The organism is Aliisedimentitalea sp. MJ-SS2, assembly GCF_032586155.1.
In the GTDB taxonomy this organism is placed as follows: domain Bacteria; phylum Pseudomonadota; class Alphaproteobacteria; order Rhodobacterales; family Rhodobacteraceae; genus JAWHTC01.
The window spans coordinates 447,960-461,484 of sequence record NZ_JAWHTC010000004.1; the positions used below are offsets into that span (position 1 = coordinate 447,960).

Consider the following 13,525-nt stretch of genomic DNA (forward strand, 5'->3'; position numbering starts at 1 on the left):
TGCGCCCGCCATGGGGCGGGCGGGCGCATGCCGGATCGCTCGCGATCCGGCTAAGATGACGAGTACGGTATTCACGCGGCATCCGCGATCATCTGACGCGAGACGATCAGGCGCATGATTTCGTTGGTGCCTTCCAGGATCTGGTGCACCCGCAGGTCACGGACGATCTTTTCGATGCCATAGTCGGCAAGGTAGCCGTAACCGCCATGCAGCTGCAGACAGCCATTGGCAACCTCGAAGGCGACATCGGTGACCATCAGCTTGGCCATGGCGCAGAACTTGGTGGCGTCATGGGCCTTGTTGTCGAGCTTCCACGCGGCTTGCCGTAAGAAGGTGCGGGCGGCCTGAAGCTTGGTTTCATACTCTGCGAGACGGAATTGCAGCGCCTGGAACTGGTTGATGGATTTGCCGAAGGCCTTGCGCTCGGACATGTATTGCATGGTGAGGTTCAGGGCGTTCTGTGCGCCGCCAAGGGCACCGGCCGAGATGTTCAGGCGGCCACCGTCAAGACCGGCCATGGCGTAGGAGAACCCTTTGCCTTCGTCACCGATGCGGTTTTCATGCGGCACCTTGCAGTCATCGAACTGGACCTGCGCGGTGGGTTGGGAAAGCCAGCCCATTTTCTTTTCCAAGCCGCCAAAGGACAGGCCGTCGGCGCCGTCTTCGACCACGACGGTCGAGATGCCCTTGGGGCCGTCTTCGCCGGTGCGCACCATTGTGACATAGGCATCCGAGTAGGAACCGCCCGAGATGAAGGCCTTGGTGCCGTTCAACACGTAGGAATCGTTGGTTTTCTCGGCGCGGGTTTTGAGCGCGGCGGCGTCCGAGCCCGAGCCGGGTTCGGTCAGGCAGTAGGAGAAGACCTTGGACATGGTGCAGAGGTCGGGCAACCATTTCTGCTTGGTTTCCTCGCTGCCGAACTTGTCGATCATACCGCCGCACATGTTGTGGATCGACAGGAACGAGCCAACCGAGGGGCAGGCCATGGCAAGGGCTTCGAACACCAGCGTGGCGTCAAGGCGCGAGAGGCCCGAGCCACCGTATTCCTCGGACACATAGATGCCGCCAAGGCCCAGCTCGGCGATTTGCGGCCAAAGCTCTTTCGGGATGGTGCCCGCGGATTCCCATTCCTGCGCGTAGGGCGCGATATGTTCCTGGCCAAAGCCGTAGGCCATGTCAAAGATCAGGGTCTGTTCTTCGCTGAGTGCAAAATCCATCGCGCGGGTCCTTCTTGGTTCACCTGGGCCAGTGTCACTGGGCCCTGTTCCGAATTGAACGAGTGTTTAATTCCGAATTCTTACAGGAGTTTTGCAGGCCGTGAAATGGGGATTTGCGCCGGTCACGTAACGCTGACAGTACCCTTCATGCCGGGATGCCATTTGCAGAAATACTTGAACGTGCCTTTTTCGGCGAATCTGATGGAGCCGCTGGCGCCGCCAGAGAGGCTCTTGGTGCTCCAGCTCTTGTCGCGGGCGGTTGCGGTGTGCTCGAGCCCGTCCTCGTTCTTCCAGGTCACGGTGTCGCCGGGTTTGATGGTGATCTTGGCGGGTTTGAACTTGTTGCGCCGGATGGTGACTGTGTGGGTGGCGGCGTGGGCTGGGGTGGCCAATGCAAGGGGGGCGGTCGCAAAAAACGCTGTCGCTGTACGGCGGGAAATGGGTTTCATAAATAGTCTCCTGTTTCGCGTATTGCGGACAGGCTATCACAGATCGGCGTGGAATTCCTCGACCAGGTGGCGGACCACCGCCTTCAAAGCGTCCTCGCGGGTGTATTCGGCCTCGATCGCATCTTCGAACACGGCGCGCTGACGGTCGGCGGCGGTGCCCTGGGTCAGGATGTTGCGGGCGTTTTCAACCTCGGCCACGCAGCCCAGGGCCTCGGCATCCTGGGCGGTCAGTTCGATCATGTCGTCGATGGCCTGGGAAAACGGAATGATCTCGCCGGCGCCGAAGTCGATCAGCCCTTCGCGAATGCCATACCGCTGGGCCCGCCAGCGGTTTTCGGCAATCAGGAAGTTGTCGTAGAGCCGCCAGCGCTGGTTCTTCTGACGCAGCCGCCAGAGCATGCGCGACAGGGACTGGATCAGGGCGGCCAGGGTGAGGCAGGTTTCGAGCCGGGGCGACACGTCGCAGATGCGCGACTCAAGCGTCGGGTAGCGGTGCGAGGGGCGCAGGTCCCACCAGATTTTGGTGCTGTCTTCGATCAGGTCCAGATCAACCAGGGCGGCGACCGAGCGTTCATATTCGCCCCAGCCGTCCATTTTCGGCGGCAGCCCGGTGCGCGGCAGATTGTCGAATACGGTGAGGCGATAGCAGGCCAGGCCGGTATCTTCGCCATACCAGAAGGGTGAGGAGCAGCTGAGCGCCAGAAGATGCGGCAGGAAATAGCTGAGCTGGTTCATCAGGTCGATCCTGAGCTCGTTATCTCCGATGCCGACATGGACGTGGTTGCCACAGATCAACAGGCGCCGAACCACGCCGCCGAGGTCATCGCGCAAGGAGTCATAGCGGTCCTTGCGGGTGTGGTGCTGTTGCCGCCAGTCCGAGAACGGGTGGCACGAGGCGGCGATGGGGGCGAGGTTGAAATCGCCCGCCACCTGGGCGACGGTTGACCGCAGGCGTTTAAGGTCTTCGCGCGCCTCGGCGACATTGGTGCAGACCTTGGAACCGATCTCGACCTGGCATTCGAGGAATTCGGGGCTGAACTGACCCTCCAACTCGGAGGCGCAGCGTTCCATCAATTCGGCCGGAGCCGGCGCAAGATCGAGGCTGTCGCGGTCGACGAGCAGGTATTCCTCTTCGATGCCGATGGTAAAATCGGGGGTGGATTGGGCCATGCTGCACCTCCTGTCGGCTCGGAGCGGTTTGCGTGCGATGGGTCGAGTTCAACAGGTCGGCGGGCGGATTTCAAGTCTGGCGGGGATCAGTTTCGACAGCCGGATCGTACGCGAGCGGAGAAATCGCGATTTCACGAACCATTCATGCTAGGCTTGTGGCATTGCGAACAGGCTTTGAACAAAGGCCATTTTGAAAAACGGATTGGAGATTGAATTGTCGGTTACGAGACAAGTGGTTGGAATCCTGTGCGGTCTGGCCTTGGCCACCGGGGCAGCCGGGGCAAGCGACCAAGCCGCGTCGGTTCAATATGCCTGGGTTCAGCATGGCGGGCCGAGCGGCGCGGTGGTCCGGGCGATCAGCACGAGCAAGACCTGCCCGCAATTGAACCATGACGGGGAAGTCAGCAAAATGCATTTGCGCATGGATGCGCCGCCACACGGGTTCGAAGGGATATATGTCTGCGAAGCCGGTATCGCGCAGACCGCGCAGGGGCTGAGCATCGGACCGGTTGCGTTGCCGCCACCGGCCAAGGTGTTGGACCGGGTGGCGGTGATCGGTGATACCGGGTGCCGGGTGAATTACGGAGAGGTGCAGAATTGTACCGGCGATGGCAATGGCCCGGCCTGGGATTACCAGGGGATCGCCGATGCGGCCGCCAAATCCAAACCGGACGTGGTGATCCACGTCGGTGACATGCACTACCGCGAACATACCTCGGCCTGCGGGCAGAGCTGCAAACACGAGAATATCGGCTTCAACTGGCACAGTTGGGAGGCGGATTTCTTTCACCCCTCGAAGACGCTGATGCAGGCGGCGCCGTGGATCATGGTGCGCGGCAATCACGAGGATTGCGGTCGGGCCTGGCGCGGGTGGTTTTACTTCCTGGATCCCAACCCGATGAGCCGCAGCACGTGGCCTTTGGATTGTCCGGCGGCCTCGGAAGGGGAAAAGTCGTGGTTCTATACTGATCCGTATTCGCTTGAATTTGATGGGGTCCGGGTGATCGTGATGGATAGTTCCTACATCGCCGATGACTACCATACACCGGATCCTGCCACGGTGGCGCAATATGCGTCCGAATTTGGCATGGTCGAAGACATGGCCGGGCAGGACGCCAAGCCAAGCTGGTTGGTGACCCATCGGCCGTTCTGGGCGGTGGCCAGTTGGGGCACATCAAACGCCGGGCCGACCGATGCGACATTGCAGGCGGCCCTGGCGGCCAGCACACAGGGCAAGCTGCCGGACAATGTGAAGGTGACGCTGGCGGGGCATATCCACCTGATGCAGAGCCTGAGCTTTGCCGATGGGCGGCCGCAGCAGATGGTGTTTGGCAACAGCGGTACCAAACGTGACCCGGGGTTGGCCGATAACGGGCAGCTGCATGCCAATGTGGTGCGTGCTTTGGCCCGGCTGGGCGTGGCGCAGACGGGTTTTGCCTGGTCCGAGACCTTTGATTTCGGGCTGATCACACCGGATGCCAACGGCTGGACAGCCGCGGTGAAGGCCAAAGATGGCAGCACGATTGCCAGTTTCCCGATCCAGAAGTAGCGCGGTGTCGGCCGGCGCTCTGCGTTACAGACATGCCCGCAGCTCATCCATGGAACGCGCCGGGTAACCGCACCAGTCGAGTGCCTCGCGGGCCGAGCGGGTGACCAGAATGCGGTAATGCGGGTTGTCTCCATAGGCCAGTTCGAACATCCGGGCCATGCCGAAGGTGAGGTCACGCGGGGCGTAAAGCGCGGCATGGGTGATCATGGGTTGGGCGGCATAGCTGGCATAGGTCATCGCGACCAACGCCGTCATCTGGGGATAGTCCATGTCGACATCGACAACCGCTTCGAGGTCGAAAATCTGGGTCTGGCCCGGTGTATAGGCGGGGTTGTCCAGATAACGGGCATAGCTGTCACGAAGGTCGGCAAGAGTGATGCAGCCAATGCCTCTGGCATATACGGTTCTGCAATCCGGTAAGATGGCCAGTTCAAATGGCATTAGGGTCACCTTTCAAATCAGCGTAGCGATAAGGTGGTTGAATTACAACCTTGCGTTGCATTCGGCGGATGTCAATGTAATCGGCTGCCGCAGCTGCCCCTGGGGTTGGGTCAGGCACCTCTGTCGACGGTGCAGACCCAGGCGATCGCATCGTCAAGATCGTCAAACAGCCGGGTGACCACCACGTTCGACGTCTCGGTCAGGTTTTCGAAAATGCGTGCAAGGCCAAAGGTGGTATTGTCAGGGGCGAAGATGGCGCAACGCAGCCCGGTTTCAGTCTCGGCATAGGCCCGGGAAAACAGCGAAAAGACCGAGAAAAAGTCGGCGAACCCGGCATCGGTGCCGGTCATGTCGCTGAGATCCGCGAGATGCGGAAGGGCGGGATCGAAATCGGAAGAGGCGCGGAAGGTGTTGAACATGTCCTTGATCTCGGCAGCTGTGATGGCGCCCTGATAGTGGACATGGATATAGGCCTGATCGGGAAGGATTTCGTAATGGGTGGGCATTGGTCGTGGGTTTGCTTTCGCATTGGTTATTGTGTTGGGGTGATAGAATGGCCGAACACAAAAACACCCGCCGATTGAATCGGCGGGTGCAATCTAGTCTGTTTTTCCGGCGTGTCGAACCGGAAATTTTGTCTCAGTCCATCGGTTTGAAGTGGAACTCGCCGCCTTCCTTGAGGCCCGAGGGCCAGCGCGAGGTGATGGTCTTGGTGCGCGTGTAGAACTTGAACGCGTCGGGCCCGTGCTGGTTCAGATCGCCGAAGACCGATTTCTTCCAGCCGCCGAAGGTGTGATAGGCCAGCGGCACCGGGATCGGGACGTTGATACCGACCATGCCGATGTTGATCCGGTTGGCGAAATCGCGGGCGGTGTCACCGTCACGGGTGAAGATCGCGGTGCCGTTGCCGTATTCGTGATCCATGGCCAGCGACAGGGCTTCTTCGTAGGTCTGGGCGCGCACGGTCGACAGGACGGGCCCGAAGATCTCGGTTTTGTAGATGTCCATGTCCTTGGTGACGCGGTCAAACAGGTGCGGGCCGACGAAATAGCCGTCTTCATAGCCTTGCAGGCTGAAACCGCGGCCATCGACCACCAGTTCGGCGCCCTGATCGACGCCGGTTTGTACCAGGCGCTCGATATTGGCCTTGGCGGCGGCGGTGACAACGGGGCCATAATCGACATCATTGCCATCGGTGTAGGGGCCGACCTTGAGCTTTTCGATGCGGGGCACCAGTTTTTCGATCAGGCGGTCGGCGGTTTCTTCGCCCACCGGCACGGCAACCGAGATTGCCATGCAGCGTTCACCGGCGGCGCCGTAACCGGCACCGATCAGGGCGTCGGCGGCCTGATCCATGTCGGCGTCGGGCATGACGATCATGTGGTTTTTCGCACCACCGAAGCACTGGACACGCTTACCTTGCGCGCAGCCGGTGCCGTAGATGTATTCGGCAATCGGGGTCGAGCCGACAAAGCCGATCGACTGGATGGTCTGGTTGTAAAGGATCGCGTCAACCGCTTCCTTGTCGCCGTTGACAACCTGCAACAGGCCTTTGGGCAGACCGGCCTCTTCCATCAGTTCGGCCAGCATCAGCGGCACCGAGGGGTCGCGTTCGCTGGGCTTGAGGATGAAGGCGTTGCCGCAGGCGAGCGCCGGGGCAAACATCCACATCGGGATCATGGCCGGGAAGTTGAACGGCGTGATGCCGGCAGTGACGCCCAGCGGCTGGCGCATGGAATACATGTCGATGCCGGGGCCTGCTGAATCAGTGTATTCGCCTTTCAGCATCTGCGGCGCGCCGATGCAGTATTCGACAACTTCAAGGCCACGCTGCACGTCACCGGCGGCATCCGGCAGCGTCTTGCCGTGTTCGCGCGACAGCGCCTCGGCCAGCTTGTCCATGTCGCGATTCAGCAGGTCGACAAATTTCATCAGCACGCGGGCGCGACGCTGCGGGTTGGTGGCGCCCCATGCGGGTTGGGCGGCCTCGGCGGCGGCAACAGCGGCTTCGAGCTCGGCCTGGTTGGCGAGCGGCACTTTGCCCTGAACCTCGCCGGTATGCGGGTTCATGACATCTGCGAAACGGCCGGACGTGCCTTTGACGTGCTCGCCATTGATGTAGTGGGTAAACTCTTGCATGGGGGTCTCCTCCGATCAGGTCTGCGTGGAGTTTAGTCTTGCGGAATTGCCCGGAAAAGAGGCAAGGTTTCAAAAGATGTTTTGCAAAAATGCAAAGAGACGGAAATGAAGCCGCAATGGGATGATCTGAAAGTCTTTTTGGCCGTGGCGCGGGCGGAATCCCTGTCCGGGGCCGGAAAACGGTTGAAAATGGACCCGGCCACGGTGGGGCGCAGGATTGCCCGGCTGGAAGAGGCAATGGGGGTGCCACTGTTTTCCAAATCGCCGACGGGATACGTGATGACGCAAGAGGGCGAGCGGCTGATGCCGCATGCGGTGCGGGCAGAACAGGCGCTTGAAGCGGCGGAAACCGAGATGGCCGGGCAGGGCGGCGCACTCAGCGGTCAGATCCGACTGGGGGCGCCCGATGGCAGCGCCAACTTCCTGCTGCCGCAGGTCTGTTCAGAGATCGCAGCCGCCAATCCCGAGCTGGAAATCCAGATCGTGGCGCTGCCGCGGGTGTTCAACCTCAGCAAACGCGAGGCGGACATGGCGATCATGGTCAGCCGCCCCGAGACCGGGCGGCTGCTGGTCAGCAAACTGACCGATTACAAGCTGCATCTGGCGGCGGGGACGGATTACCTGCGCCGCAACGGGCCAATCAACACAATGGAGGACCTGAAGGATCATCGGATCGTGGGGTACATCCCGGACATGATCTTCGACAAGGAGCTCGACTATCTGCATGACAAGGCCTTTGACCGGGTGCAGCTGGCCAGCAATTCGGTTTCCGTTCAGATCAACTGGATCCGGCAGGGTGGAGGAGTCGGGGTGGTGCATGATTTTGCGCTTCCGGCCGTGACCGGGGTGAAAAAAGTGCTGACCGATCAGTTCAGCCTGACCCGTAGTTTCTATCTGGTGCGCCACGAGGATGACCGGCGGCTGGAGCGGCTCAATCGTTTTGCGGCGCTTCTGAGTGACGGGGTGCGGCGCGAAGTGGCGCGGTTGGAGCGCTTGGCGTAACCGCTCGGACTCACACTGTGGTTGATCCTGTGGCTTGACAGATTGCCGCATCCCGGCGACGGTTGGGATATTAAACAACAAAAACCGGAGGATGGCCGATGCTCGTGCACCAGATCTTGAAATCCAAGGGCGATGCCCGCGTGATTACCGTGGCGCCGGGGACGTCGGTGTCCGAGGCGGCGCAGATCCTGGCCGAGCGCCGGATCGGCGGGTTGGTGGTGTCCGAGGATGGCAAGACGGTCAGCGGCATCATCTCGGAACGCGATATCGTGCGCTCCCTGGCGTTGCGCGGCGCGGTCTGTCTGGACGAGAAGGTCGACCAGATGATGACCCGTAACCCGGTGAGCTGCGGCAAGGGCGAAAGCGCCGACGAGGTTCTGGAAAATATGACCAATGGCCGGTTCCGCCACATGCCGGTGGTCGAGGGCGACGAGCTGGTCGGGATTGTCACCATCGGGGACGTGGTCAAGGCACGGATGGACGAACTGTCGATGGAGAAAAACGCGCTGGAAGGCATGATCATGGGGCATTGAGCCCCTGTTTGTGGCGGCACATTCGTAGAAATACGAACTTGTATTTGATTGCGTGATACTGCATTGCAGCGTAAGAATATTACGCAGCCGCAGAAAACAGGAAAAGCCCATGCGCGTCGGACTTTACCCCGGAACCTTTGATCCGATCACGCTGGGTCATACCGATATCATCCGCCGGTCGGCCACGCTGGTGGATCGGCTGGTGATCGGGGTGGCAATCAACCGCGACAAGGGACCGTTGTTCAGCCTGGAAGAACGGGTTGAGATGATCGAGGCGGAATGTGCCCATCTGAGCCGCGAAACCGGCACCGAGATCGTGGCGCACCCGTTCGAGAATCTGTTGATTGACTGTGCCAAGGATGTCGGTGCGCAGATCATTGTGCGCGGATTGCGCGCGGTGGCGGATTTCGAATACGAGTTCCAGATGGTCGGGATGAACCGGGCGCTGGATGACAGTGTCGAGACGGTGTTTCTGATGGCCGATGCACGGCGCCAGGCAATCGCATCGAAGCTGGTGAAAGAGATTGCCCGGCTGGGAGGGGATGTCTCGAAATTCGTCCCCGAGGCGGTGAATGCGAAACTGCTGGCCAAGTTGGGACGGTAAGCCGGTTGTTGTTGGCCTGAAGCAGCCATTCGAAAACCCCGTCGCACGTCTTCCTTTTGCCAGAAATATCCCGGGGGGTCTGGGGGGCAGCGCCCCCCAGCCGGTCGGATTGCGAAGCAATTCGAAAGTCTGCTTCAGTCCAAAAGAGGACCCTCAGCGCCAGAAGGCCATCCACTCGATCATGTCTGCCATCTTGCGCAGCAGAAAAAGGATGCTTTCCCCACCATTCAGGAAGCTGTCGAGCCCGAGAAGCCCCAGAATCAGCAGTCCGAGAATGATGGCAATCTGGTTGGTCATGGATACCCCGGTACAAAAAAACCTGCCGGGGGTATGCCCCAGCAGGTCGATTTTCACAAGGCGCTGGCCGAGGTGCTCAGAGTTTGCCCATCGCAACGGCGACGTCGGCCATGCGGCAGGAGAAGCCCCATTCGTTGTCATACCAGGCCAGAACCCGCACGAGGCGGTTGCCCATGACCTTGGTCTGGGCCGGGGCGAAGATTGAGCTTTCCTCGGAATGGTTGAAGTCGATCGACACCAGCGGGGCCTCCTCATAGCCCAGAACGCCCTTCATCGAGGTGGCGGCGGCTTCGGCCATCACCGCGTTGATGTCGTCGACGGTGACGTCCCTGGATGCCGTGAAGGTCAGGTCCACGGCCGAGACGTTGGGGGTGGGAACGCGAATGGCGCTGCCGTCGAGCTTGCCGTTGAGTTCCGGCAGAACCTCGCCAAGCGCCTTGGCGGCACCAGTGGAGGTCGGGATCATCGACATGGCGGCGGCGCGGGCGCGGTAGAGGTCCTTGTGGCGGCGATCGAGCGTCGGCTGGTCGCCGGTATAGGCGTGGATCGTGGTCATGATGCCCGATTCAATGCCAACCGTATCATTGAGGACCTTGGCAACGGGGGCCAGGCAGTTGGTGGTGCACGACCCGTTCGAGATCATCACGTCTTCGGCGGTCAGCTGGTCGGTGTTGACCCCAAAGACGATGGTCTTGTCGACATTCTTGCCCGGGGCCGAGAGCAGCACCTTCCTGGCGCCGTTCCTGATATGGGCGTTGGCCTTGGTGCCGTCGTTGAATTTGCCGGTGCATTCCAGCACAACATCGCAGCCCGACCAGTCAAGTTCGTCCATGTCATAGGTCGAGAACATCTGGATGTCGCCTCGACCAAGGTTCAGGGTGCCGTCGCCGATGGTGACTTCGCCGGGGAAGCGGCCATGCACGCTGTCATACTTGATCAGATGGGCAGCGGAGTCGATCGGGCCGGTGGCGTTCAGCTTGACGACCTCGATATCGTCGCGGGTGGCGGCGATGTGGCTGAGGGTGCAGCGGCCGATGCGGCCAAATCCGTTGATGCCAACTTTGATGGTCATGAGGTGCGCTCCTGTGGGAATAATCCTGAACTTGGCGCTGTCTTTAGAGGGGATTGTCCCGCGCTGGTAGGGGGGATTTGGCATTGATAGCGGTAACTTGGAGGGGGTTGCGCTAACAGTTACGCCGGTTGTGGTGGCGGAGAGGGCAGCAGCGGGGGCCAGCCCCCGCACCCCCGGGATATTTTCGGCAAAAGGAAGTGTTGGGTTGGGCTTGACGGTTGCCGGGGTGGGGGACTAGCGTTCAGGCGCTCAAGTGGGCCCGCAGTGAGCCGAAACGGTGTGTGCCATTCTCGAATGTCGAAGGAGGATGTCATGGAAGAGCAAAAACCGAAAAGACGTGGGCGCGGGGTGAAGCGCGAGGGGCCGGTGGTGGCCGACGCTTTCAATCTGGGCCGGGCGACGGGGCGGGTCAGGGCGCATCAGTTGAACGACGGACAGATCGCCGAGTTTCGCGCCCGGGCGCTGGAGCTGTTGGAAGACTATGGCGTGGTGGTGATTCACCCGAAGGCGCACGCCGCTTTAATCAAGGCGGGCGCGACCGTGGGGAGCGCGGCGGATCGGCTGAAGTTGCCGCGTGGGCTGGTCGAGGAAGCGTTGCGCGAAACGCCGAAAGAGGCGCGATTGTGCGGCAAGGCTGCAGGGCGCGAGATTGCCCTGCCTCGGAGCGACGGGCAGTTCATCATGCGGACCGGAACCGGGGCGCATGGCTATGTCGATCCGCGGGACACCAAGTATCGCAATACCGACATGAAGGCTGTGCGCGAGATGGGGGCGGTGGCCGAGGGGCTGAACCAGGTTGGCTTTGTGGCGCATCCGTTTGTGCACGGGGTGCCCGAGGTCTGTGCCGATCTGCATGCCTTTGGCGAGATGGTAAACCGCACGACCAAGCACAACTGGATCCAACCTTATGGCAAGGAGGCGGTGGAGTATCTGATGCGGATGGCTGCCGTCGCGGCAGGGGGTGAGGCCGAATTGAAGGCCAACCCGGTGGCAAGTTGCATCACCTGTTCGTTCACACCGCTTGAGTTCAAGTACATGGACACCGAGTGCATCATCCAAGCGGGCAAGTTCGGCATTCCGCTGCATGCCTGTTCTCTGCCTTCCGCCGGGGGCTCGGCGCCGTTGACGGCAAGCGGCATGGTGCTGATGGCGGCGGCCGAGATTGTGGCGATGGTGGTATTGGCGCATGTGCTGGCACCGGGCGTGCCGGTGATTGCAACGCCACTGATGTTCACGCTCGATATGGCGACGGGCAGCGCGATGCAGTCCTGCCCCGAAAGCATCCAGATGGCGGCGATGGCGATCCAGCTGATGAAGGAAGGGTTTGGCCTGCTGGCGCATACTTACGGGTCGGGCTCGGACACGCCGGACGGGGATCGCCAGTCGATGGCCGAGCGGGCGATGCTGGGGCAGCAGGTGGCATTGGCGGGTGCGGATATCCTGGGGGGCGTGGGCCAGTTGGAGACGGCGACCGTGTTTTCACCGGTGCAGGCGGTTTTGGATGACGAGATCGGCTCGGTGATCCGCAAGGCGCTGACCCCGCCCGAGGTGAGCGCAGATGCGATGAATTTCGACGAGGTGATGGGGGTGCGCGTTGGCGGGCATTTCCTTGAAAGTGCGCAGACGCTGGATTTGTGCCGCGAACAGCACGTGCCCACCGTGTTCCTGCGCCAGGGGCGGGACGATTACGAAAAATCGGACCGTCGCACGGCGTTTGATGTGGCGCGCGAACGAGCCCTGGCGTTGATTGATGCCGCGCCGGAGGAAGGGTATCTGTCCGAAGATCAGAACCGCGAGATTGCCGATCTGGTGCAGGCCGGGGAGAAGGTGGTGCTTGAGGCGGCCAGCGGGTCGATGGACGTGATCTGACCCTGCGTCGGGGTTTGTAATCCGCTGGCGTTGAGGGCAAGATTGACCGTGGGACGGTGCGCAGTGAATGCGCACCCTACGGTGTTGCGCTAAGGACGAGGTGAGGCATGAGCGGGTTACTGGCACTGCTCGATGATGTGGCGGCGATTGCCAAGGTGGCAGCGGCGAGCGTGGATGATATCGCCGGTCAGGCGGCCAAGGCGGGGGCCAAGACCGCCGGCGCGCTGATCGATGACGCGGCGGTGACGCCGGCCTATGTCCAGGGATTCGAGGCGCGCCGGGAGTTGCCCATCGTCGGGCGGATCGCTCTGGGCTCCATTCGCAACAAGATGCTGATATTGCTTCCGATTGCGCTGTTGCTGTCCGCCTTTGCTCCGTGGATGATTGCACCTTTGCTGATGTTGGGGGGGGCGTATTTGTGTTTCGAAGGGGCCGAGAAGATCTGGCACAAGCTGTTCCCGCATGAGCATGTTTACGATGCGGCGGAGCATTCCGTCGGCGACCCGTCGCATCTGGAGGAAGAAAAGATCGCCGGTGCAATCAAGACCGATTTCATCCTGTCGGCCGAGATCATGACCATTGCGCTGGCGGCGATTCCGCAAAGCTCGTTCTGGTTCGAGGCGGCGACGTTGGCGATGGTGGGCGTGGGTGTGACCGTGGCGGTCTATGGCAGCGTTGCGGTGATCGTGAAGATGGATGATCTGGGCCTGCTGATGGCGAACAAGGGGCGGCTGGGCATGACCCGGGCGCTGGGGCGCGGGATCGTGGCTGGGATGCCGGGGTTCCTGGCAACGCTGATGGTGATCGGCACGGCGGCGATGTTGTGGGTTGGCGGTTCGATCATCCTGCACGGGCTGCACGAGATCGGCGTGCATGCGCCCTATGAATTGGTGCATCACTGGGCCGAAGCGGCGGCGCATGGTGTGTCCGAGGGGTTGGCTGGGGCGGTCGAATGGCTGAGCACGGCAGGGATGGATGCGGTATTTGGGCTGGCCGTTGGAGTGGTGCTGATCCCCATCGGTACGCGGGTTGTGGGGCCGGTTTGGACGGCGGTGTTCGGGAGCAAAGCGTAAGCTATGTCGGTTTGCCCTGTTATTCCCGGAAGGACGAAAACTAGTGAAACCTGTTGACATGGGAACACGCTGGGAATGGTGTTCGCTCGCTCGGGGCCTACGGATCTAAG

Annotated in this window: 14 protein-coding genes; 6 read left to right on the forward strand and 8 right to left on the reverse strand. The window is 61.2% G+C overall.

The genetic code is table 11. From position 1 onward, the window contains the following. Positions 1-71: 71 nt before the first annotated feature. The 3 genes from RXV86_RS17375 to RXV86_RS17385 all read right to left on the reverse strand — a co-directional run bounded on the left by RXV86_RS17375 (position 72) and on the right by RXV86_RS17385 (position 2,836). Positions 72-1,217 (reverse strand): acyl-CoA dehydrogenase family protein, encoded by a 1,146-nt coding sequence (locus RXV86_RS17375; protein WP_316301524.1) that lies wholly within the window; start codon positions 1,215-1,217, stop codon positions 72-74. 122 nt (positions 1,218-1,339) lie between these two features. Beyond that, on the reverse strand, positions 1,340-1,666 hold the full coding sequence (locus RXV86_RS17380; RefSeq protein ID WP_316301525.1) for a cupredoxin family copper-binding protein: 327 nt from the start codon (positions 1,664-1,666) through the stop codon (positions 1,340-1,342). Between the two features lie 36 nt (positions 1,667-1,702). After that, entirely contained in the window at positions 1,703-2,836 is a 1,134-nt protein-coding gene (locus RXV86_RS17385; RefSeq protein WP_316301526.1) for a carboxylate-amine ligase, read from the reverse strand. Between the two features lie 214 nt (positions 2,837-3,050). Between RXV86_RS17385 and RXV86_RS17390 the strand changes: the two genes are divergently transcribed. Continuing rightward, positions 3,051-4,385 carry a metallophosphoesterase gene (locus tag RXV86_RS17390; protein WP_316301527.1) on the forward strand — a complete coding sequence of 445 codons (1,335 nt, stop codon included), beginning with the start codon at positions 3,051-3,053 and terminating at the stop codon, positions 4,383-4,385. A 24-nt stretch (positions 4,386-4,409) separates the two neighbouring features. Here the strand turns inward: RXV86_RS17390 and RXV86_RS17395 are convergent, their stop codons facing one another. The 3 genes from RXV86_RS17395 to RXV86_RS17405 form a co-directional block, all read right to left on the reverse strand. Then, positions 4,410-4,826 (reverse strand): hypothetical protein, encoded by a 417-nt coding sequence (locus tag RXV86_RS17395; RefSeq protein ID WP_316301528.1) that lies wholly within the window; start codon positions 4,824-4,826, stop codon positions 4,410-4,412. Positions 4,827-4,936: 110 nt separating this feature from the next. After that, entirely contained in the window at positions 4,937-5,332 is a 396-nt protein-coding gene (locus tag RXV86_RS17400; protein ID WP_316301529.1) for an STAS/SEC14 domain-containing protein, read from the reverse strand. A gap of 133 nt (positions 5,333-5,465) precedes the next feature. Then, on the reverse strand, positions 5,466-6,965 hold the full coding sequence (locus tag RXV86_RS17405; protein WP_316301530.1) for a CoA-acylating methylmalonate-semialdehyde dehydrogenase: 1,500 nt from the start codon (positions 6,963-6,965) through the stop codon (positions 5,466-5,468). Between the two features lie 105 nt (positions 6,966-7,070). Between RXV86_RS17405 and RXV86_RS17410 the strand changes: the two genes are divergently transcribed. From RXV86_RS17410 to coaD, 3 genes are all read left to right on the forward strand, one after another. Then, positions 7,071-7,967 carry a LysR family transcriptional regulator gene (locus tag RXV86_RS17410; protein ID WP_316301531.1) on the forward strand — a complete coding sequence of 299 codons (897 nt, stop codon included), beginning with the start codon at positions 7,071-7,073 and terminating at the stop codon, positions 7,965-7,967. 98 nt (positions 7,968-8,065) lie between these two features. Then, positions 8,066-8,500, forward strand: coding sequence for a CBS domain-containing protein (locus RXV86_RS17415; protein ID WP_316301532.1), 435 nt, complete (start codon positions 8,066-8,068; stop codon positions 8,498-8,500). Positions 8,501-8,609: 109 nt separating this feature from the next. Then, complete coding sequence (gene coaD, locus RXV86_RS17420; protein WP_316301533.1) at positions 8,610-9,104, forward strand: pantetheine-phosphate adenylyltransferase; 495 nt, start codon at positions 8,610-8,612, stop codon at positions 9,102-9,104. 153 nt (positions 9,105-9,257) lie between these two features. Here coaD and RXV86_RS17425 read toward each other — a convergent pair whose 3' ends face one another. Both RXV86_RS17425 and gap read right to left on the reverse strand, forming a co-directional pair. After that, the gene (locus RXV86_RS17425) at positions 9,258-9,401 is read right to left on the reverse strand and encodes a hypothetical protein (protein ID WP_316301534.1); all 144 of its coding nucleotides are present in this window, start codon (positions 9,399-9,401) and stop codon (positions 9,258-9,260) included. A 76-nt stretch (positions 9,402-9,477) separates the two neighbouring features. Beyond that, a complete protein-coding gene (gene gap, locus RXV86_RS17430) occupies positions 9,478-10,473 on the reverse strand; it encodes a type I glyceraldehyde-3-phosphate dehydrogenase (RefSeq protein ID WP_316301535.1) in 996 nt (331 codons plus the stop codon). A 312-nt stretch (positions 10,474-10,785) separates the two neighbouring features. Between gap and RXV86_RS17435 the strand changes: the two genes are divergently transcribed. Then, positions 10,786-12,342 carry a trimethylamine methyltransferase family protein gene (locus tag RXV86_RS17435; protein WP_316301536.1) on the forward strand — a complete coding sequence of 519 codons (1,557 nt, stop codon included), beginning with the start codon at positions 10,786-10,788 and terminating at the stop codon, positions 12,340-12,342. Between the two features lie 107 nt (positions 12,343-12,449). Then, complete coding sequence (locus RXV86_RS17440; protein WP_316301537.1) at positions 12,450-13,415, forward strand: DUF808 domain-containing protein; 966 nt, start codon at positions 12,450-12,452, stop codon at positions 13,413-13,415. The last annotated feature ends 110 nt before the right edge of the window (positions 13,416-13,525 follow it).